A 574-nucleotide genomic window follows, 5' to 3' on the forward strand; every position below is an offset into this window, starting at 1 on the left:
TTTTTCTTTCGTATTTCTCAGAGCTTCCGGACAAGCGGCAAGCCCTGAAGGTGCGTTATCCGCTTGAGGAGGKTCTGCTTCTTTGCCTTGTCGCGATGATCTGCGACTGCAACTGCGTCAGCGAGATTGCCCGGTTTGGCGAAAAGCGGCTGGAACTGCTGCGTCGGTTCAGCCCGTATACCTACGGAACACCGTGTGAGGATCAACTGGGCGTCATTSTCGCAAGCCTTGAYGTTCARGCGTTCCAAGCCTGTTTTGCCCGATGGGTRGCGGCGGTGACCGGTCGACCGGCTGAGGTCATCGCCATAGAYGGCAARACCTCWCGCCGCTCCGGCACGAAAGGYAACAAKGACRCCCTGCATACGCTCAGCGCCTTCTCAGCGCGGCAGAAACTGGTTCTGGGACAGGTCAARGTCTCGGAGAAATCCAATGAAATCACAGCCATCCCCAWGCTTCTCGACATGCTCTCGATCGAAGGCGCGGTGGTGACGATTGATGCCATGGGCTGCCAGAAAGAGGTCGCCCGCAAAATCACCGACAAACAAGCCGACTACATTTTGGCGCTCAAGGGCAA

Annotated in this window: 1 protein-coding gene; it reads left to right on the forward strand. The window is 56.9% G+C overall.

Going from position 1 to position 574, the window contains the following annotated elements; translation table 11 throughout:
- Positions 1–574: ISAs1 family transposase (locus AC1D0P_RS27400; protein WP_477679610.1), on the forward strand; the 574-nt coding region annotated here is incomplete at both ends.

Source organism: Polaromonas sp. P1_G2 (genome assembly GCF_056405515.1).